Source organism: Kitasatospora phosalacinea (assembly GCF_030268885.1).
GTDB lineage: Bacteria > Actinomycetota > Actinomycetes > Streptomycetales > Streptomycetaceae > Kitasatospora > Kitasatospora phosalacinea_C.
Genome location: NZ_BSSA01000015.1, coordinates 119808 through 140485 on the forward strand (window position 1 = coordinate 119808; position 20678 = coordinate 140485).

Annotated in this window: 3 protein-coding genes; all 3 read left to right on the plus strand. The window is 77.8% G+C overall.

Annotated elements, in window-relative coordinates:
* Window positions 1–61 precede the first annotated feature (61 nt).
* From QSK52_RS21920 to QSK52_RS21930, 3 genes are read left to right on the plus strand one after another with little or no spacing between them, the layout of a single operon-like run.
* Window positions 62–5428 (plus strand): type I polyketide synthase, encoded by a 5367-nt coding sequence (locus QSK52_RS21920; protein ID WP_285737828.1) that lies wholly within the window; start codon window positions 62–64, stop codon window positions 5426–5428.
* On the plus strand, window positions 5425–9954 hold the full coding sequence (locus tag QSK52_RS21925) for a type I polyketide synthase (protein ID WP_435053317.1): 4530 nt from the start codon (window positions 5425–5427) through the stop codon (window positions 9952–9954). The genes QSK52_RS21920 and QSK52_RS21925 overlap by 4 nt, the downstream gene beginning before the upstream one ends.
* Complete coding sequence (locus QSK52_RS21930; protein WP_435053320.1) at window positions 9951–20558, plus strand: SDR family NAD(P)-dependent oxidoreductase; 10608 nt, start codon at window positions 9951–9953, stop codon at window positions 20556–20558. The genes QSK52_RS21925 and QSK52_RS21930 overlap by 4 nt, the downstream gene beginning before the upstream one ends.
* The last annotated feature ends 120 nt before the right edge of the window (window positions 20559–20678 follow it).

The following is a 20678-nucleotide window of genomic DNA, read 5'->3' on the forward strand; positions in this document are numbered from 1 at the left end:
CGTTCGAAACGGGAGACGGACAGTGACGGACAACGCCGAGGGAATGGTGGCCGGTACGCCCATGGCCAGCGAGGAAAAACTGCTCAGCTACCTCAAGCGGGCCACCACCGACCTGCGGGAGGCCCGGCGGCAGCTGCGCGACCACGAGCAGCGCGCCACCGAACCGATCGCGATCATCGGCATGGCCTGCCACTACCCCGGCGGCATCGCCACCCCCGAGGACCTGTGGCGCCTGGTCGCCGACGGCACCGACGCCGTCGGCGCCTTCCCCGCCGACCGCGGCTGGGACCAGGAACGCTGCTACGACCCCACCGGGGAACGCCCCCGCACCAGCTACGTCAACCAGGGCGGCTTCCTCACCGACGCGGGCGACTTCGACGCCGAGTTCTTCGGCGTCTCCCCCCGCGAGGCCCTCACCACCGACCCGCAGCAGCGGCTCCTGCTCGAAGCCGCCTGGGAGGCCCTGGAGCGCGCCGGCATCCGCCCCGGCGCGCTGCGCGGCAGCGCCACCGGCGTCTACGCGGGCGTCATGTACCACGACTACCCGAACAGCAACTGCATCGGCAGCCTGATCTCCGGCCGGATCTCCTACACCCTCGGCTTGGAGGGCCCGGCGGTCTCGGTCGACACCGCCTGCTCCTCCTCGCTGGTCGGCCTGCACCTCGCCGCCCAGGCCCTGCGCCGCGGCGAGTGCACCCTCGCCCTCGCGGGCGGCGTCGCCGTCATGGCCACCCCCGGCACCTTCGTCGACTTCAGCGAGCAGCGCGGCCTGGCCCCCGACGGCCGCTGCAAGCCCTTCGCCGACGCCGCCGACGGCACCGGCTGGGCCGAAGGCGCCGGCGTCCTCGTCCTCGAACGCCTCTCCGACGCCCGCCGCAACGGCCGCCGCGTGCTCGCGGTGCTGCGCGGCTCCGCCGTCAACCAGGACGGCGCCTCCAGCGGCTTCAGCGCCCCCAACGGTCCTGCCCAACAGCGGGTCATCCGGGCCGCATTGGCGGACGCGGGCCTGTCCGCGGCGGACGTGGACGCGGTCGAGGCGCACGGCACCGGCACCACGCTGGGCGACCCGATCGAGGCCCAGGCGCTGCTCGCCACCTACGGGCGCGAGCGGCCGGGGGACGGTCGGCCGCTGTGGCTCGGCTCGATCAAGTCGAACATCGGGCACGCGCAGGCCGCGGCGGGTGTCGCGGGCGTCATCAAGATGGTGATGGCCCTGCAGCACGGCGTGCTGCCGCGCACCCTGCACGTCGACGCGCCCTCCACGCACGTGGACTGGAGCGGTGGCGGTGTGCAGTTGCTCACCGAGGAGGTGCCGTGGCCCGCGGGCGAACGCGTCCGGCGGGCCGCCGTCTCCGCGTTCGGCTTCAGCGGCACCAACGCGCACGTGATCCTGGAGCAGTACGAGGAGCCCGCCGCCGAACCTGTGGAGCAGCCCGGTGGTGTGGTGGCGTGGCCGGTGTCGGCGCGCAGTGCGCAGGCGTTGCGGGCGCAGGCGCAGCGGCTGCTGGAGGCGGTCGAGGGCTGCGAACCCGCTGCGGTGGGGCGGGCGTTGGCGACGGCGCGCACGCACTTCGAGCACCGGGCGGTGGCCGTCGGCGCCGAGCGCGGTGAGCTGCTGGCGGGCCTGCGGGCGATCGCCGAGGGCGAGGAGCCCGGACAGGTCAGCACCCCCGGGCGCACCGCGTTCCTGTTCACCGGACAGGGCTCCCAACGCCTCGGCATGGGGCAGGAGCTGTACCGGGCGTACCCGGTGTTCGCCACCGCGCTCGACGAGGTGTGCGCGCTGCTGGACAAGGGCCTGGAGCGTCCGCTCAAGGACGTCATGTGGTCGGACGCGCAGGCGCTCAACCTCACCGGCTACGCGCAGTGCGCGCTGTTCGCCCTCGAGGTCGCCCTGTACCGGCTCTACGCCTCCTGGGGCGTGCGCCCCGACGCGGTGGCCGGGCACTCCATCGGCGAGTACGCCGCCGCCCACGCAGCCGGGGTGTGGTCGCTGGAGGACGCCTGCACCCTGGTCGGCGCCCGCGCCCGCCTGATGCAGGCCCTGCCCACCGGCGGCGCCATGACCGCCATCGCGGCGGCGGAGGACGAGGTCCGTGCCGCGCTGGTGCCGGGTGTGGACATCGCCGCCGTCAACGGCCCCCGCGCGGTGGTGGTCTCGGGCGAGGCCGAGGCGGTCGCCAAGGTCGCGGCGGGCTTCGAGCGCACCAAGGCGCTGACCGTCTCGCACGCCTTCCACTCCGCGCTGATGGAACCGATGCTCGACGAGTTCCACACCATCGCCGCCCAACTCACCTACCACCAGCCGACCTTGACGGTCGTCTCGACCCTCACCGGCAAGGTCGCCGAGGAACTCACCTCCCCCGACTACTGGGTGCGCCAGGTCCGCGAGAGCGTCCGCTTCGCCGACGCGATCACCACCCTCACCGCCCTCAACACCACCCGCTTCCTCGAACTCGGCCCCGACGCCGTCCTGACCGCGGCGGCCGCCCACAGCACCGAGGACCACCTGCTGGTGGCGACCCTGCGCCGCGACCGCCCCGAGACGCACACCGCCGTCACCGCCCTCGCCACCCTCCACACCCACGGCGCGCCCGTCGACTGGCACGCCTTCTACCCGGGCACCGGCCCCCACCCCGACCTGCCCACCTACCCCTTCCAGCGGCAGCGCTACTGGATCGAGGTGCCGTCCACCGACGGCGACCCGTCCGCGCTGGGCCTGGAGGCCGTCGACCACCCGCTGCTGGGCGCGGCCACCGTGCCGGCCGACTCGGCGGGCGTGGTGCTGTCCGGGCTGCTGTCCACGGCGGCGCAGCCCTGGCTGGGGGATCACGTGGTGCTGGACACCGTGCTGTTCCCGGGGACGGGATTCGTCGAACTCGCTCTGCGGGCCGGGGCGGAGACCGGCTGCCCGGTGGTGCGGGACCTGACGCTGGAGGCGCCGTTGGCGGTGCCCGAGCAGGGGGCCGCCGTCCAGGTGAGCGTGCAGGAACCGGACGGGGACGGGTGCCGCCCGTTCGCCGTGCACGCCCGGGCCCGGGGTGGTGCCGGTGCGTGGGTGCGGCACGCGGCGGGGGTGTTGGCGCCGGAGGGCGCGGAGGGGCCGGGGCCCGACCTGGTGCGGTGGCCGCCCGCGGGGGCGGTGCCGATCGCGTGGGAGGGCGGGTACGAGCGGCTGGCCGAGGAGGGGTACCGGTACGGTCCGGTGTTCCGGGGGCTGCGGGCCGCGTGGCGGGACGGCGAGGACCTGTACGCGGAGGTGTCGCTGCCGGAGACCGAGGCGGCCCGCGCCGACGCGGCCCGCTACGGCCTGCACCCGGCGCTGCTGGACGCGGCCCTGCACGTGCAGTTGCTCGCGGACCTGCCCGCGGACGGTGGTGGTGCGGGCGCTGCGGCGCCGATGGTCCCGTTCGCGTGGAACGGGGTGACGCTCGCCGCGGCCGGTGCGGCCGCGCTGCGGGTGCGGATCAGCCCGGACGGCCCGGACACGGTGGTGGTGACGGTCGCGGACGCGTCCGGCCTGCCGGTGGCGGCGGTGCGGGGCCTGGTGGCACGGCCACTGACGCTGCAACAGGTGTCGGGCGGGGCAGGGGAGTTGCTGCACCGGCTGCACTGGGAGGCGGCCCCGCTCGGGGGCGCGTCCGAGGCGGCGGCCCGGGTGCTGCGGGTGCCCGCGCCGGCCGGGGAGGGCGAGCTGCCGACGGTGGTGCGCACCGTCCTGGACGGGGTGCTGGCGGAGGTCCGCTCGCACCTGGCCGACCCGGCGGGCGGTGTGCTGGCGGTGGTGACCGAGGGCGCGCTGCCGGTGAGTGCGGGGGAGTCCGGCGATCCGGGCACGGCGCCGGTGTGGGGCCTGCTGCGGGCCGCGGCCGCCGAGAACCCGGGGCGCTTCGTCCTGGTCGACGCCGAACCCGGCGCCGGGGAGGGGGAGTTGGCGCAGGCGCTGCGCAGCGGGGAGCCCGAGTCGGCGGTCCGCTCCGGTGCGCTGCTCGTGCCGCGGCTGCGGCGGGCGCCCGCCCCGGCGGCGGACCCGCTGGGCGGCTGGGACCGGGACGGGACCGTCCTGGTCACCGGCGGCACCGGCGGCCTGGGCGCGCTGCTGGCCCGCCACCTGGTGGTCGAGCACGGGGTGCGCCGCCTGCTGCTGACCAGCCGCCGCGGCCCGGCGGCCGAGGGCGCCCGCGAGCTGTGCGCGGAACTGGCCGCGCTCGGCGCGCACGCGCAGGCCGTGGCCTGCGACGTCGCCGACCGGGGCGCCGTCGCCGCGCTGCTCGCCGACGTCCCGGCCGCGCACCCGCTGACCGCGGTGGTGCACGCCGCAGGCGTGGTCGACAACGGCCTGGTGGAGACGCTGACCCCGGAGCGCCTGGACGCGGTGCTGCGGCCCAAGGCCGACGGCGCCTGGCACCTGCACGAGTTGACGAAGGACCTGGACCTCGCGGCGTTCGTGTTGTTCTCCTCGGCGGCGGGCCTGGTGCTCGGCGCCGGGCAGGCCAACTACGCGGCCGCCAACGCCTTCCTGGACGCGCTGGCCGCGCACCGCCGCGCCGCCGGTCTGCCCGGTCTCTCGCTGGCCTGGGGCGCCTGGGCGGCGGACGGCGGCGGCCTGGCCGCCGAACTGGACGAGGCCGACCTGCGCCGCCTGCACCGCCTGGGCCTGCCGCCGATCACCGCGGCCGAGGGCCTGGCGCTGTTCGACGCCGCGCTGGGCGTCGCGTCCGGCTCGGCGTCCGGCCCCGCGCTCGGCGCCGCGTCCGGCGCGGACGGGGCGCTGCTGGTCCCGCTGCGGGTGGACGCGGCGGCGCTGCGGGCCCGCACCGACGCGTTGCCCGCGGTGCTGCGCCTCCCGGCCGCGGCGGCGAAGCGCAGCGGCGGGAGCGGCGGCGGACCGGCGGCGGGGACGCTGCCGCGCGTGCTGGCGGGGCTGCCCGCCGGGGAGCGCGAGGAGTACCTGCTGGGCGTGGTCACCGGGCGGGTCGCCGCGGTCCTGGGCCACGGCTCGGAGTCCGCGGTGCGGCCCGACCGGGCGCTGTCCGAACTCGGCTTCGACTCGCTCACCGCGGTCGAACTGCGCAACCAGCTGGGCGCGTTGGCCGGGCGCAGCCTCCCGGCGACGCTGGTCTTCGACCACCCGACGCCCGCCGCGCTGGCCCGCCACCTGCGGGAGCTGATCGACCCGGCGGCCGCCGACCCGGCCGCGCACGTGCACGCCGAACTCGACCGGCTGGAGGCGCTGCTGACCGCGGCCGACCCGGCCGCCCCGGGCCGTCCGGCGGTCGCCGCCCGGCTCGAGGCGCTGCTGCGCCGCTGGCAGGCGCAGGGCGCGACCACCGGCCTCCCCGCCGACGGGGAGCCGGAGCAGGACTTGGAACAGGCCAGTGACGACGAGCTCTTCCTCGTCCTCGACCAGGAGTGGGGCACGCAGTGAACGGGCCGGGTGCGAAGGGGCGGGGGATGGAAGACCGGACCACGGACAGGCAGGACGCGGGCACCGCGGACAAGCTGCGCGACTACCTCAAACGCGCGACCGCCGACCTGCAGCAGACCAAGCGGCGGCTGCGCGAGATCGAGGAGGCCGCGGCCGAACCGATCGCGATCGTCGGCATGGCCTGCCGCTACCCGGGCGGCGTCGCCGGGCCGCAGGACCTGTGGGAGCTGGTCTCCCGGGGGCGGGACGCGATCGGCGACTTCCCCACCGACCGCGGCTGGGACGTCGAGGCGATCTACGACCCGGAGCCCGGGAAGCCGGGCCGGACGTACGTGCGCCAGGGCGGGTTCCTGCCCGGCGCCGGGGGCTTCGACGCCGAGTTCTTCGGGATCAGCCCCAACGAGGCCCGGCGCGCCGACCCGCAGCAGCGCGTCCTGCTGGAGGTCTGCTGGGAGGCGTTCGAGCGGGCCGGGCTGGACCCGCTGGCGCTGCACGGCAGCGACACCGGCGTCTACACCGGCCTGATGTACCACGACTACATCCAGGGCAGTCCGGGCGGCAGCCTGGTCTCCGGCCAGGTCGCGTACAGCCTCGGCCTGCACGGCCCGGCGATCTCGCTGGACACCGCCTGCTCCTCCTCGCTGGTCGCCGTCCACCTGGCCTGCCAGGCGCTGCGCCGCGGCGAGGTGGAACTGGCGCTGGCGGGCGGGGTCACCGTGATGGGCACCCCGGAGATGTTCGTCGACTTCAGCCGCCAGCGCGGCCTGGCGCCGGACGGGCGCAGCAAGGCGTTCTCCGCGGACGCCGACGGCACCTCCTGGTCCGAGGGCGCGGGCGTCCTGCTGCTGGAGCGGCTCTCGGACGCGCGCCGCCACGGCCACCGGGTGCACGCGGTGGTGCGCGGCTCGGCGACGAACCAGGACGGCGCCTCCAACGGCATCACCGCGCCCAACGGCCCCGCCCAGGTGCGGGTGCTGCGCGCGGCGCTGGCCGCGGCCGGGCTGACCCCCGCCGAGGTGGACGCGGTCGACGCGCACGGCACCGGCACCACGCTGGGCGACCCGATCGAGGCGCAGGCGCTGATCGAGGTGTACGGGCGGCGCGGCGGGGCCGAGCCGCTGCGGCTGGGCTCGGTCAAGTCCAACCTGGGGCACCCGCAGGCCGCGGCCGGGGTCGCCGGGATCATCAAGATGGTGCTGGCGATGGAGCACGGCGTGCTGCCGCGCACCCTGCACCTGGCCGAGCCGACCCCGCACGTGGACTGGTCGGCGGGCACGGTGCGGCTGCTCGCCGAGAACGAGGACTGGCCCGCCGTCGACCGGCCGCGCCGCTGCGCGGTCTCCTCCTTCGGGATCAGCGGCACCAACGCGCACGTCATCCTGGAGCAGGCCCCGGACGAGGAGCCGGCCGAGCCCGCCGCCGACCCCGCGGTCGTCCCGTTCGCGCTCGCCGCCAAGACGCCCGCCGCGCTGGCCGCGGCCGCCGAGCGGCTGGCCGCGCACCTGCGCCGCCGCCCCGAGCTGGCGCTCGCCGACCTCGGCCGCTCGCTGGCCACCGGCCGCTCCGCGTTCGAGCACCGGGCGGTGCTGGTCGGCCGGGAGCGGGACGGGCTGCTGGCCGGGCTCGACGCGCTGGCCGCCGGGCGGCCGCAGGCCGGGACGGTCACCGGCAGCGCCGGGGCGCCCGGCCGCACCGCGTTCGTGTTCACCGGCGGCGACCCGCTGCCGGCCGGTGCCGCCGCCGGGCTGCTGGCCGCCTCCGAGCCGTTCGCCCGGCAGGTCGCCGCCTGCGAGCGGGAACTCGCCCCGCTGCTGGGCGGATCGGTGGCCGAGGTGCTGCGCGGCGCCCCGGGCGCCCCCGCGGCGGACCGTCCGGAGGTCGCCGCCGCGGTCCGCTGGACGGTGCAGGTCGCGCTGGCCGCGCTGTGGCGGGCGCACGGCGTCGCACCGGACGCCGTGCTGGGCCACGGCCCCGGCGAGGTCGCCGCGGCCACCGTCGCCGGAGCGCTGACCACGGCCGACGGCGCCCGGGCCGCGGTCGCCCTGGGCCGCGCGGGTGCGGCCGCCCTGCCCGACACCGTCACCCCGGCGGAGTCGTCCGGGCCCCGCCCGGCCCTGTACTCGGCCGCCACCGGCGGCCGGGCCGAGCCGGAGGCCGTCGGCACCGGGCGGTGGCTCGCCGGGCTGGAGCGCGCCGCGGACCTCGCGCCACTGCTCAAGGAGCTCGCCGGGAACGGCCACCGCGCCTTCGTCGGCATCGGACCGGACCCGCAGCTCGCCGCCCTGCTGGCGGAGTCGTCCGGCGACGGGGCGGTGGCCGTCGACACCCCGCTCGCCGCGGGACCGGACGCCCTGGAGCGGTTCGCGCACGCCGCCGCCGCCCTGCACGTGCACGGCACCACCGTGCGCTGGGAGGCGTTCTTCCCGGCCGGGCGCACCGTCGACCTGCCCACCTACCCGTTCCGGCACACCCACTACTGGACGCGGCCCGAGCCGTTCGCCGCCCTGGCCGCCCCGGCCCGGGAGGGCGCGGCGGACCGGCTGCGCCACCGGGTGCAGTGGTCCCCCGTCGAACCGCCCGCCGCCGCGCCGTCCGGGCCCTGGCTGTCCGGGCCCTGGCTGGTCGCGGCCGAGGACCACGCTCCCGGGGCCGACGCGGTGCTGGCGGCGCTGGCCGAGCACGGCGCCGAGGTGGTCCGCCTCCCCGTGGACGCCGCCGCCGCGGACCGGGCCGAACTGGCCGCCCGGATCACCGCCCTGCTCGGCGCGGAGCAGCCCGCGGGCGTGCTCTCGCTGCTGGCCCTGGACGCCCCCGCGGCCCCGGAGGTGCCCGCGCCGGGCGTCACCGCGACCGTCCCGCTGCTGCAGGCCGTCCTGGACGCCGGGATCACCGCGCCGTTCTGGTGCGCCACCCGCGCCGCGGTGGCCGTCGACCCGGGCGAGGACGTCGACCCGTCGGCGGCCGCGCTGTGGGGCGCGGGCACCGTGCTCTCGCTCGACCTGCCCGCCGTCTGGGGCGGCCTGGTCGACCTGCCCGCCGAGCTCGGCCCGGAGGCGGCCGCGCTGCTGGCCGCGGTGCTGTCCGGCCGCTCCGGCGAGGACCAGGTCGCCGTCCGCGGCGACCGGGTGCACGCCCGCCGCCTGGTCCCGGCCCCGGTCGACGCCCCGGTCCCGGCCGGGCTGCCCTGGCGGCCGGACGGCACGGTGCTGGTCACCGGCGGCACCGGCGCGATCGGCGCGGCCGTCGCCCGGCGGCTGGCCCGCTCCGGCGCCCGGCACCTGGTGCTGGCCGGCCGCCGCGGCCCGGACGCCCCCGGCGCGGCCGCCCTGACCGCCGAGCTCACCGCCGCGGGCGCCGAGGTGACGGTCGTCGCCTGCGACGTCACCGACGGCGCGGCCGTCGCCGAACTCGTCGCCGGACTACCGGAGTTGACCGCGGTGGTGCACGCCGCCGGGCAGCTGCCCGAGCAGACCGCGTTCGACGGGCTGACCGCGCAGGAGTTCGCCCGCGCCACCCGCGCCAAGATCGCCGGAGCGCACCACCTGGACCGGGTCCTCGGCGACCGCCCGCTGGACGCCTTCGTGCTGTTCGCCTCCGGCGCGGCCGTCTGGGGCACCGCGGGCCGCGCCCCGTACGCGGCGGGCAACGCCTACCTCGACGGCCTGGCCCAGCACCGCCGGGCCCGCGGCGCCACCGCCACCTCGGTGGCCTGGGGCACCTGGGCGGGCGGCGGCATGGTCGACGCCGAGGCCGACGAGCACCTGCGGCACATCGGCCTGGCCTCGCTGGAGCCCGGCGCGGCGCTCGACGAACTGTGGCGCGCCCTGGCGCTGGACGAGAGCCACCTGGTGGTCGCCGACATCGACTGGGCCAGGTTCGCCCCGGTCTACGCCGCGGCCCGGCCCCGCCCGCTGCTGCACGAACTGCCCGCCGCCGTCCGCGCCCTGGACGGCGACGCCCCGGCCGCGGAGGCGGCCGCCGACGGCCCGTCGCTGGCCGAACGGCTCACCGGCCGCTCCGGCCCGGAGCGCGCCCGGATCGTGCTGGGCCTGGTCCGCGAGCAGGCGGCGGCCGTCCTCGGCCACGACGGGGCGGGCGCGGTCGAACCCGGACGCACCTTCAAGGACCTCGGCTTCGACTCCGTCTCGGCGGTCGACTTCCGCAACCGGCTCAGCGCCGCGTCCGGCGTCAGACTGCCCGCCACCGTCGTGTTCGACCACGCCAACCCGCGGGCCCTGGCCGAGTTCCTGGAGGCCGAACTGGCCGACCTGGCGCCGGGCGGGGCCGCCGCGGTGGCCGCCGAACTCGACCGGCTGGAGGCCCTGGTCGACGGCCTCGCCCCGGAGGAGGCCGACCGGGCCAGGATCGGCCCCCGGCTGCAGGCCCTGGCGGCCCGGCTGAGCGGCGCCCGCGGCGCCGCACCCGGGCCGGACCTGGCCCACGCACTCGAATCCGCAAGCGCGGAAGACCTGTTCAACCTGCTGGACCAAGAGCTCGGATCGAGCGGAAACGGCGAGGGTTTCTGATGGCTGAGGAAGCAAAGCTGCTCGACTACCTCAAGCGGGCGACCGCCGAGTTGCACGAGACCCGCAACCGGCTGCGCGAGGTGGAGGCGGCCGACCGGGAGCCGATCGCGATCGTCGCGATGAGCTGCCGCTACCCCGGGGACGTCCGCTCCCCGGAGGACCTGTGGCGCCTGGTCGACGAGGGCACCGACGCGATCGGCCCGTTCCCCACCGACCGCGGCTGGAACACCGCCGCCCTCTACGACGCCGACCCGGACCGCCCCGGCACCAGCTACGTCGACCAGGGCGGCTTCTTCCACGGCGCGCCCGAGTTCGACGCGGGCCTGTTCGGGATCTCCCCGCGCGAGGCCCTCACCATGGACCCGCAGCAGCGCCTGGCCCTCGAACTGGCCTGGGAGGTCTTCGAGCGGGCCGGCCTGGCCCCGGACGGGCTGCGCGGCGAACGCGTCGGCGTGTTCCTCGGCAGCGGCAGCCAGGACTACTACGAGGACCTGGCGCCCGGCGCCGTCGCCGCCGTCATCGACGACTACCTGAGCACCGGCAACGCCGCCTCGGTGATCTCCGGCCGGGTCGCGTACTCCTTCGGCCTGGAGGGCCCCGCCCTCACCGTCGACACCGCCTGCTCCTCCTCGCTGGTCGCCCTGCACCTGGCCGTGCAGGCGCTGCGCCGCCGCGAGTGCACGATGGCGCTGGCGGGCGGCGTGATGGTGATGTCCGCCCCCGGCCCGTTCGTCGCGTTCAGCAAGCAGCGCGGCCTCGCCCCCGACGGCCGCTGCAAGGCGTTCGCCGAGGGCGCCGACGGCACCGGCTGGGCCGAGGGCGCGGGCACCCTGCTGCTGGAGCGGCTCTCCGACGCCCGCCGCAACGGCCACCAGGTGCTCGCCGTGGTCCGCGGCTCCGCGGTCAACTCCGACGGCGCCTCCAACGGCCTCACCGCCCCCAACGGCCCGTCCCAGCAGCGGGTGATCCGGCAGGCGCTGGCCGACGCGGGCCTGACCGCCGCCGACGTCGACGCGGTCGAGGGCCACGGCACCGGCACCGTCCTCGGCGACCCGATCGAGGTGCAGGCGCTGCTGGCCACCTACGGCAAGGAGCGCACCGGCGGCCGCCCGCTGTGGCTCGGCTCGATCAAGTCCAACATCGGGCACGCGCAGGCCGCGGCCGGAGTCGGCGGCGTCATCAAGATGGTCGAGGCGATGCGCCACGGCGTCCTGCCGCAGACCCTGCACGCCGCCAAGCCCTCCGAACGGGTCGACTGGTCCGCCGGGAACGTCCGGCTGCTCGGCGCCCGCCGCGAGTGGCCGCAGACCGGCGCGCCCCGCCGCTCCGCCGTCTCCTCCTTCGGCGTCAGCGGCACCAACGCGCACGTCGTCCTGGAACTGCCCGACCCCGAACCGGCCGCCGAGACCGCCGCCCCCACCGCCCGGCCCGCCGCCGCGCCCGTCCCGTGGCTGCTCGGCGGCCACGGCGAGGACGCCCTGCGCGCCCAGGCCGCCCGGCTGCTCGCCCACCTCGACGCGCACCCCGGCACCGACCCGGTCGACCTCGGCTACTCGCTGGCCACCGGCCGCGCCGCGCTCGACCGCCGGGCCGTCGTCCTGGCCTCCGGCGGGGCCGCCGACCGCGCCGCGCTGGCCGCCCTCGCCGCGGGCACCCCCGGCCCCGAGGTGGTGCACGGCGCCGCCGACCCCGGCCTGACCGCCCTCCTGTTCTCCGGCCAGGGCGCCCAGCACGTCGGCATGGGCAAGGAGCTGTACGGGGCGTACCCGGTGTTCGCGGCCGCCCTCGACGAGGTCTGCGCCGCCTTCGACCTCGAACAGCCGCTGCTGCCCGTGGTGTTCGGCAAGCCCCGGCTGCTGGACCAGACCCGGTGGACCCAGCCCGCGCTGTTCGCCGTCGAGGTCGCGCTGTACCGCCTGGTCGAGTCCCTGGGCCTGACCCCGGACCTGCTGCTGGGCCACTCGATCGGCGAACTCGCCGCGGCGCACGTCGCCGGGGTGCTCCCGCTCGCCGACGCCTGCACCCTGGTCGCCGCCCGCGGCCGCCTGATGCAGGCGCTCCCGTCCGGCGGCGCGATGGTCGCCGTCCAGGCCACCGAGGAGGAGGTCGCCGAGCTGCTCGGCGCGGGCGTCGCGCTGGCCGCCGTCAACGGCCCCCGCTCGGTGGTGCTCTCCGGCGACGAGGAGCCCGTCCTCAAGGTCGCCGCGCACTTCGCCGACCAGGGCCGCAAGACCCACCGGCTGAAGGTCTCGCACGCCTTCCACTCGGCCCGGATGGACCCGATGCTGGAGGAGTTCCACGCGGTCGCCGCCGGTCTCACCTACCACGCCCCGGCGCTCACCCTGGTCTCCTCGCTGACCGGCGAGGTCGCCACCGCCGAGGAGCTCGCCGACCCCGAGTACTGGGTCCGCCAGGTCCGCGGCACCGTGCGCTTCCACGAGGGCGTGCAGCGCCTGGCCGCCGAGGGCGCCACCCGCTTCGCCGAGATCGGCCCCGACAGCGTCCTGCTCGCCCCCGCGCAGGAGACCCTCGCCGAGACGGCCGGCCCGGCCGCCCTCGTCCCCGTCCTGCGCAAGGGCCGCCCCGAGCCGACCACCCTGGTCACCGCGCTGGCCCGGCTGCACGTCAGCGGCGCCGCCGTCGACCGGGCCGCGCTGTTCGCCGGGACCGGCGCCCGCCGCACCGACCTGCCCACGTACGCCTTCCAGCGCCGCCGCTACTGGCTGGACGCCCGCGGCGGCGGCGACGCCGGCGCGACCGTCGCCGCGGCCGGCCTGGCCGCCGCGGGCTACGGCGGCGGCGAGCACCCGCTGCTGGGCGCCGCCGTCACCCTCGCCGACACCGACGGCGCCGTGATGACCGGCCGCCTCTCCGTCGAGACCCAGCCCTGGCTCGCCGACCACGTCCTGGGCACCACCGTCACCGTCCCCGGCACCGCGTTCGTCGAACTCGCCGTCCGGGCGGGCGACCTGGTCGGCTGCGGCCGGGTCGAGGAGCTCACCCTCAGCAGCCCGCTGGTGCTGCCCGCCGCCGCGGCCGTCCGGATCCAGGTCGCCGTGCACGCCCCCGACACCGCCGGGCGCCGCACCCTGACCGTGCACTCCCGCCCCGACGAGGACGGCCCCGGCGCCGACTGGACGGTGCACGCCACCGGCACCGTCGCCCCCGCCGCCGACCTCCCCGCCGCCCCGGCCGGGCCGTGGCCGCCCGCCGCCGCCCGGCCCGTCCCGCTGGACGGCCTCTACGACTCCTTCGCCGCCACCGGCATCGACTACGGGCCCGCGTTCCGCGCCCTGGAGGCGGTCTGGCAGCATGGCGAGGAGATCCTCGCCGAGGTCCGGCTGCCCGAGGGCGAGACCCGGCGGGCCGCCGCGTTCGGCCTGCACCCCGCCGCGCTGGACGCCGCCACCCACGCGCTGCGCGCCACCGGCGGCGAGGACGACGGCGCCGAGCAGGGCCGGATGCCGTTCGCCTGGTCCGGCGTGCAACTGGCCGCCACCGGCGCGAGCGCGCTGCGGGTCCGCTTCACCCCGGTCGGCCCCGACGCCTTCGCCGTCGAGGCCACCGACCCGGCCGGCGGCCTCGTCGCCCGGATCGACTCGGTCGCCTTCCGCCCGCTGGTGCTGCCCGCCGCCACCGCCGCCCCGCTGTACCGCCTGGAGTGGCGCACCGTCCCGGCCGCCCCCGCCCCCGCCGCCACCCCGTACGCGCTGCTGGCCAGTGCCCCGGGCAGTGACGCCGGGGCCGTGCACGCCGCCACCGCCGCCGCCCTGGCGGCCGTCCAGGAGCAGCTGTCCGAGGAGCGCGCCGACGCCCCCGTCCTGGTCGTGGTCACCCGCGGCGCGCAGTCCGTCGACGGCGAGGACGTCACCGACCCGGCCGGCGCCGCCGTCTGGGGCCTGGTCCGCTCCGCCCAGTCCGAGCACCCCGGCCGCTTCGTCCTGCTCGACACCGACCGGGACACCGACGACGAGGCCCTCGCCGCCCTGCTGCCCGGGCTGCTCGCCACCGGCGAACCGCAGCTCGCCCTGCGCGGCACCACCGCCCGCGCGCCCCGGCTGGCCCGGCTGGTCCGGCAGCCCGAGCCCACCGCCCCGGCGCTCGACCCCGAGGGCACCGTCCTGGTCACCGGCGCCTCCGGTGCGATCGGCACCCTGCTGGCCCGCCACCTGGTCGCCGCGCACGGCGTGCGCCGCCTGCTGCTGCTCAGCCGCACCGGCCCCGCCGCGCTGGCCGCCCTGGCCACCGAACTGGCCGCCGCCGGGGCCGAGGTGCGCACCGCGGCCTGCGACGTCGCCGACCGGGCCGCCCTCGCCGCCGTCCTGGCCGACCTGCCCGCCGCCCACCCGCTGACCGCCGTCGTGCACGTCGCGGGCGTCCTCGACGACGGCGTGGTCACCGCGCTGACCGCCGAGCGCACCGCCGCCGTGCTGCGCCCCAAGGTCGACGGCACGCTCCACCTGCACGAGCTGACCGCGGACGCCCCCCTGGCCGCGTTCGTGCTGTTCTCCTCGGTCTCCGGCGTGCTCGGCACCCCCGGCCAGGCCAACTACGCCGCCGCCAACAGCTTCCTGGACTCCTTCGCCGCCCACCGCCGCGCCCACGGCCTGCCCGCGCTCGCCCTCGCCTGGGGCCAGTGGGAGCAGCCCGGCGGCATGGCCGGCACCGGCCGCACCGTCGGCACCGCGGCCCTCGCCCCGCTGACCGCCGAGGAGGGCCTGGCCCTGTTCGACGCCGCGCTCGGCACCGGCCTGGCCGCCCTCGCCCCGGTCAAGCCGAACCTCCCGGTGCTGCGCGAGCGCCCCGCCGACACCCTGCCCCGGCCGCTGCGCGACCTGGCCGGACCGCCGCGGCTGCGCACCGCCGCCACCGCCGGGGCGGACGGGGACGGCACCGCCCTCGACCGGACGCTGGCCGCGCTGCCCGCCGCCGAACGCCCCGCGGCCGTCCTCGAACTGGTCCGCACCCACGCCGCCGCGGTGCTCGGCCACGCCTCCGCCGCCGACGTCGAACCCACCGGCCAGTTCCAGCAGTTGGGCTTCGACTCGCTGACCGCCGTGGAACTGCGCAACACCCTCAACGCGGCCACCGGGCTGCGGCTGCCCGCGACCCTGGTCTTCGACTACCCGACGCCCGCCGCGCTCGCCGAGCACCTGCTCAGCGAGACCTCCGGCACGGTCGCGGCCGTCACCGCCCAGCAGGACCACCACGACGAGCCGATCGCGATCGTCGGCATGGCCTGCCGCCTGCCCGGCGGCGTCGGCTCCCCGGCCGACCTGTGGCGGCTGGTCTCCGAGGGCGAGGACGGCATCGGCCCGTTCCCCGCCGACCGCGGCTGGGACCTCGCCGCGCTGCACGACCCGACCGGGGAGCGCCCCGGCACCACCGGCGTCAACGAGGGCGGGTTCCTCTACGACGCGGGCGACTTCGACCCGGCCTTCTTCGGCGTCGCGCCCAAGGAGGCGGCCCTGGTCGACCCGCAGCAGCGCCTGCTGCTGGAGGCGTCCTGGGAGGCGCTGGAGCGCTCCGGCATCGACCCGCAGCAGCTCAAGGGCAGCGCCACCGGCGTCTACGCGGGCGTCCAGTTCCACGACTACGTCGGCAGCAACAGCACCGGCTCCATCGTCACCGGCCGGATCGCCTACACCCTCGGCCTGGAGGGCCCCGCGGTCTCCGTCGACACCGCCTGCTCCTCCTCGCTGGTCGCCCTGCACTGGGCCGCCCAGGCGCTGCGCGGCGGCGAGTGCACCCTCGCCCTGGCGGGCGGCGTCACCGTGATGGCGACCCCGGAGACCTTCGTCGAGTTCTCCCGCCAGGGCGGCCTGGCCGCCGACGGCCGCTGCAAGGCGTTCTCCGCGGACGCCGACGGCACCGCCTGGGCCGAGGGCGTCGGCGTCCTCGTCCTGGAGCGGCTCTCCGACGCCCGCCGCAACGGCCACCCCGTGCTCGCCCTGGTCCGCGGCTCCGCGGTCAACCAGGACGGCATGTCCAACGGCCTCACCGCACCCAACGGCCCCGCCCAGCAGCGCGTCATCCGGCAGGCCCTGGCCAACGCCGGGCTGACCGCCGCCGACGTCGACGCCGTCGAGGCGCACGGCACCGGCACCCGGCTCGGCGACCCGATCGAGGCCCAGGCACTGCTCGCCACGTACGGCGCGGAGCTGCCCGCCGACCGGCCGCTGCGGGTCGGCTCGGTCAAGTCCAACATCGGGCACGCCCAGGCCGCGGCGGGCGCCGCCTCGGTGATCAAGATGGTGCTGGCGCTCGGCCACCAGGAACTCCCGCGGACCCTGCACGTCTCCGCACCCTCGCCCGAGGTCGACTGGTCCTCCGGCAACGTCAGCCTGCTCACCGAGCCGGTCGCCTGGCCGCGCGGCGCCCGGGTCCGCCGGGCCGGCGTCTCCTCCTTCGGCATCAGCGGCACCAACGCCCACGTCATCCTCGAGGAACCGCCCGCCGCCCCCGTCCGGGAGCCGCAGGAGCCGCAGGCCGACCGGCCGCCCGCGCCGATCGCCTGGCCGGTCTCCGCCCGCACCCCCGGCGCGCTGCGCGCCCAGGCCGAACGGCTGCTCGCCCACCTCGACGAGGCGTACGACCAGGACCCGGTCGCCACCGGCCACGCGCTGGCCACCACCCGCTCCGCCTTCGCCCACCGGGCCGTCCTGGTCGGCGCCAAGCGCGGCGACTTCCTGCGCGGCCTGATGGCGCTCGCCGACGGCGAGCAGACCCCCGGCCTGCTCACCGGCACCGCCACCGCCACCGGCCGCAGCGCCGTGCTGTTCTCCGGCCAGGGCTCCCAGCGGATCGGCATGGGCGCCGAACTGCACCGCGCCTCACCGGTGTTCGCCGCCGCCTTCGACGAGGTCTGCGCCGCGCTCGACCCGCACCTGGACCGGCCGCTGCGCGAGGTGATCGACGGCGACCAGCGCACCCTGAACCGCACCGGCTACGCCCAGGCCGCGCTGTTCGCGATCGAGGTCGCGCTCTACCGCCTGGTCGAGTCCTTCGGCCTGCGCCCCGACTACCTCGCCGGGCACTCGGTCGGCGAACTCGCCGCCGCCCACGTGGCCGGGGTCTGGTCGCTGCCCGACGCGGCCGCCCTGGTCGCCGCCCGCGGCCGCCTGATGCAGGCGCTGCCCGAGGGCGGCGCGATGATGGCGATCGCCGCCCCCGAGGCCGAGGTGCGCGCCGCCCTGGTCGACGGCGTCGACGTCGCCGCCGTCAACGGCCCCGCCTCCACCGTGGTCTCCGGCCCCGAGGACGCCGTCCTCGCCGTCGGCGCGGCCTTCAGCCGCTCCAAGCTGCTGGCCGTCTCGCACGCCTTCCACTCCGCCCTGATGGACCCGATGCTGGACGAGTTCCGCCGCGTCGCGCAGCGCGTCTCCTACGCGCCGCCGCGCATCCCGGTGGTCTCCAACCTCACCGGCGCCCTCGCCGCGCCCGAGGAGCTCACCGACCCCGAGTACTGGGTCCGGCACGTCCGGCACGCCGTCCGCTTCGCCGACGGCGTCACCACCCTGCACGGGCAGGGCGTCACCCGGTACCTGGAGCTCGGCCCGGACGCCACCCTGACCGCGCTCGCCGCCGAGACCCTCGGCGCCGAGGCCGCCGAACAGGCCGTCCTCACCCCGCTGCTGCGCAAGGACCAGGACGAACTGCGGGCGCTGTGGAGCGGCCTGGCCGCCCTGCACGTCCACGGCCTGTCCCCGGACTGGGCCGCCGTCTACCGCGGCACCGGCCACGCGCCCGCCCCGGTCGACCTGCCCACCTACCCGTTCCAGCGCAAGCGCTACTGGTACCAGGGCACCGCGGGCGGCGCCGCCGACCAGGGCGGCGCCCGGCACCCGCTGGCCGGCACCACCACCGAACTCGCCGGGGACGGCGGCCTGCTGCTCACCGGCCGGATCTCGCTCGGCACCCACGCCTGGCTCGCCGACCACCGGGTCTCCGGCGCCGTGGTCCTCCCCGGCACCGGCCTGGTCGAACTGGCCCTGCACGCCGGGGAGCAGCTCGGCCTCGACCGCGTGGACGAACTCGTCCTGGAGGCTCCGCTGATCCTGCCCGACACCGACGGCGTGCGCGTCCAGTGCACCGTCGGCGCGCCCGGCCGGGGCGGCGAGCGCACCTTCACCGTCCACTCCCGCCCCGAGTCCGGCCCGGCCGGCCGCCCCTGGACCCGGCACGCCACCGGCCGGCTGGCCCGCGCCGCCGCCCCCGACTTCGACCTGGCCGACTGGCCGCCCGCCGGAGCCGCGCCGATCGCCCTGGACGGCCGCTACGAGGAACTCGCCGAGGCCGGGCTCGCCTACGGACCGGCCTTCCGCGGCCTGCGCGCCGCCTGGAAGCGCGGCGAGGAGGTCTACGCCGAGGTCGGCGCCGACCCGTCCGCGGCCCCCGACCCGGAGGGCTACGGCCTGCACCCGGCCGTCTTCGACGCGGCCCTGCACGCCATCGGCCTCAGCCGGGCGGGCAGCGGCGAACCCGTGCTGCCGTTCTCCTGGGAGCAGGTCGACCTGCACGCGGTCGGCGCCACCGAGCTGCGGGTCCGGGTCCGTCCGACCGGCACCGGCACCGCCGCCCTCGACCTCGCCGACACCACCGGGCAGCCGGTCGCCTCGGTCGGGGCGCTGGTGCTGCGGCCCGCCGCCGTACTGGCCCGCCCCGCCGACCCGGCCCCCGGCGCCGACGCGCTGTACCGCCTCGGCTGGCAGCGCACCGAGGGCGGCCGGAAGGCCGCGGGCACCGCCGACTGGACCCTGGTCGGCGCCGACCCGTGGGGCCTGGCCACCGCCCTCGGCACCCCCGCCCGTCCCGACCTGGAGGAGGCGTACGGCGCCCGCACCCTCGTCCTCGCCGCCGGTGCCGCCACCGGTGCCGACGTCGCCGAGGCCGCCCGGGAGGCCCTGCACCGCACCCTCGGGTTCCTCCAGGAGTGGCTCGCCGACGAGCGCTTCGCCGCCACCCGGCTGCTCGTCGTCACCCGGGGCGCCCAGGACACCGGGCAGCAGCAGCCCCGCGACCTGGTCGGCGCCGCGGTGGCCGGACTGGTCCGCTCCGCCCAGGCGGAGCACCCCGACCGGATCGTCCTGGTCGACCTGGACGACGCGGCACCGGTCGCCGGGAAGCTCGCGGCCGCCGTCGCCAGCGGCGAACCGCAGCTCGCGATCCGCGGCGGAGCCCTGCTGGCGCCGCGGATCGAACCCGCCACCGACGGCGCGCCCGCCGACACCCCGGCCTGGGACCGGGACGGCACCGTGCTGATCACCGGCGGCACCGGCGCCCTCGGCGCCGCGGTCGCCACCCACCTCGCCGCCCGGCACGGCGTCCGGCACCTGCTGCTGGTCGGCCGCCGCGGCGCCGACGCCCCCGGCGCGGCCGAACTCACCGCCCGGCTCGCGGAGTCGGGCGCCACCGCGACCCTCGCCGCCTGCGACGTCGCCGACCGGGCCGCCCTCGCCGACCTGCTCGCCACCATCCCGGCCGACCGGCCGCTGCGCGGCGTGGTGCACGCCGCGGGCGTCCTCGACGACGCCGCGATCGCCTCGCTCACCCCCGAGCGGGTCGACACCGTGCTGCGGCCCAAGACCGCCGCCGCGGCCAACCTGCACGCCCTCACCGCGGGCCTCGACCTGACCTCCTTCGTCCTGTTCTCCTCCGCCTCCGGCGTCCTCGGCGCCCCCGGCCAGGGCAGCTACGCCGCCGCCAACGCGTTCCTCGACGCACTGGCCGCGGACCGGCGCGCCGCCGGACTGCCCGGCACCTCGCTGGCCTGGGGCGTGTGGGAGCAGAGCGGCGGCACCGGCATGGCCTCCGGCCTGAGCGAGGCCGACCTGCGCCGGATCGCCGAGTCCGGGGTCGGCGCGCTCACCACCGACCAGGGCCTGGCCCTGTTCGACCGGGCGGGCACCCTCACCGACGCCGTGCTGCTGCCGGTCAACCTGGACCGCGAGGTCCTCGACCGGGCGGGCGAGGAGCTGCCCTTCCTGCTGCGCGGCCTGGTCCGCGGGCAGGGCACCGCGGCCAAGCGCGTCGCGGGCAGCGCCGAACCCGAGGCCGAGAGCGGCGGCGGCTCGCTGCGCGAGCGCCTCGCGGCGATGCCCGCCCCCAAGCGCGTCCCGGCCCTGCTCGACCTGGTCCGCGGCCAGGCCGCCGGCATCCTCGGCTTCGCCGACGCCCAGGAGGTGGCCGTCGACCGGGCGTTCAGCGAACTCGGCTTCGACTCGCTGTCCGCGATGGGCCTGCGCAACAAGCTCATGATCGTCACCGGGCTGAAGCTCCCCACCAGCCTGATCTTCGACTACCCCACCACCCAACTGCTGGCCGACCACCTGGCCACCGAACTGCTCCCGCAGGAGGAGGAGACCGGCCAGGAGGCCCTCACCGACGAACGGATCGCCGAAATCCTCGCCACCATCCCGCCCACCCGGCTGCGCGACGCCGGCCTGCTCGACGGCCTGCTCGCACTCGCGGGCGTCCGCGCCCCGCACGACGCGGACCCCGAACCGGAGGACCGCGAGCCCGTCCCGCTCAGCTCGATCGACGAGATGGACAGCGAGGCCCTGATCAACCTGGTCATCGGCGGAGCCGCCACCGACCTGGACTGACCCACCACCCCGAGGGGGCGCCCGCCGACCGACCGTCGACGGGCGCCCCGCGGCCTCCCGCTGCCCGCACGGTTTCCGCCACCCCCCTCGTCCGGCTGACGGTGCGTCATGGCAGGCTTG